A 1,370-nucleotide genomic window follows, 5' to 3' on the forward strand; every position below is an offset into this window, starting at 1 on the left:
ACTAAGGAGTTGGCTCCATAGGCATGATATACTGCCCGCTCGGATCCACATAAATCAACGGATTATTCTCCACATACGAATACCGGTTCAAACTTAGCGGATTTGCGATGGTGCCTTGGTACGGGTCCTTGGAGACGAATCTTCCCGCATTCGGATCATACCAACGAGCTCTAAGACATTGTATATCCGTCGTGTCCTTTCCATATATTCAGTTAAATCCTAACAATATTAAGCGTCGTCTTATCCCACACTAAGATTCGATCAATTCCTTCCACCGTAAATATCGTGATAATGCTTAAATAATAAATCCGCAAGAAAACGAAGATAACAAAAAAACAGGTCTATCATGGTGGTTTCGAACCATAATCGACCTGATCAATGTAACGCAGTAGCGTTATTTAGGTGATAAAATTCAAAACATTGATGTGCGTACAGTAGAAATGAAGAAACTTTATACGGGTATTACATGGGTTATATGTGTTATTGGTTGAATGATGGGTTCATTCGGCACTGGGTTGCCCCACCAAAAAAACTTGAGAGTAAGGTTCTTAGTACTAGCTCAAGATAAGTTCTACTGCACTCTCTAAATCGAATTTACCCTTACCAATATTTACTATGCAAGTATCATCATCAGATGCTGGCTCAAAGCCGATTCTGATGTTTGGTATATTGAATTTATCTTTCAGGCTCACTAGAGTTTCTAATATTTTTCTGATATTCAGCCTTACATCAGTACCTTTGCCTTCATATATTCCATTCTCAGAGAAATTAAAAGTAATATCTCCAAATTCTTTATCGAATGAAAATACAATCACCACATCTTTAATACAACATCCTAATTCCAATTGGCTTAGAAATACATTGCCCGTTCCACTCGGTGAAAGTACTTCCTTAAAACTTTTAATTTGATGAAATTCAATGTCTGCTCCACTATTGTTATCAAAAAAATGGGAGGACTTGATTTCTTTCAAGTTAATTTTAAGTTCATGAAAAATTAAATTGTCTAATTCATCTTTTCGGAAATTCTCCAGTATAATTTCTAAGTTTTCCAAGTTATCCACCTCTTTTATTGGTCAATAAAACCCTTAAATGTTCCGTCAAGATTAAGTCTTACTCCTCTGCCATCAGGTAATTTCTTTTCTAGGAAAGTAATACCCCTATTGTTTGTAACCTTAACGAAATCCCCCGGAGCATCAATAATTTCTTCCAAATGCTTCTGTGCTGTTTTATTGATTTGGTCCGGACCACCCTTAACTTTACCCCAAATATCAGGATTTCTTCCTGCATGTTTTTGAAGAGCATGTCCTACAACTGTCTCTCCGCCTTTTTTAGCCTGTGTTGCTGAATTAATAATGGTATCGCGACTAATA

The 1,370-nt window shown here is 36.6% G+C and carries 3 protein-coding genes; all 3 read right to left on the reverse strand.

The genetic code is table 11. The annotated features are described in order from the left end of the window. Position 1 precedes the first annotated feature (1 nt). On the reverse strand, positions 2-208 hold the full coding sequence (locus PBA01S_RS23420; RefSeq protein WP_084770883.1) for an RHS repeat-associated core domain-containing protein: 207 nt from the start codon (positions 206-208) through the stop codon (positions 2-4). Between the two features lie 346 nt (positions 209-554). After that, positions 555-1,052 carry a Cdi1I family immunity protein gene (locus PBA01S_RS22575; RefSeq protein ID WP_016314419.1) on the reverse strand — a complete coding sequence of 166 codons (498 nt, stop codon included), beginning with the start codon at positions 1,050-1,052 and terminating at the stop codon, positions 555-557. Between the two features lie 14 nt (positions 1,053-1,066). Continuing rightward, on the reverse strand, positions 1,067-1,370 hold a 304-nt coding region (locus tag PBA01S_RS22580), incomplete at its 5' end, for a tRNase toxin domain-containing protein (RefSeq protein ID WP_503826052.1).

It is taken from the genome of Paenibacillus barengoltzii NBRC 101215, from assembly GCF_004000745.1.
GTDB lineage: Bacteria > Bacillota > Bacilli > Paenibacillales > Paenibacillaceae > Fontibacillus > Fontibacillus barengoltzii.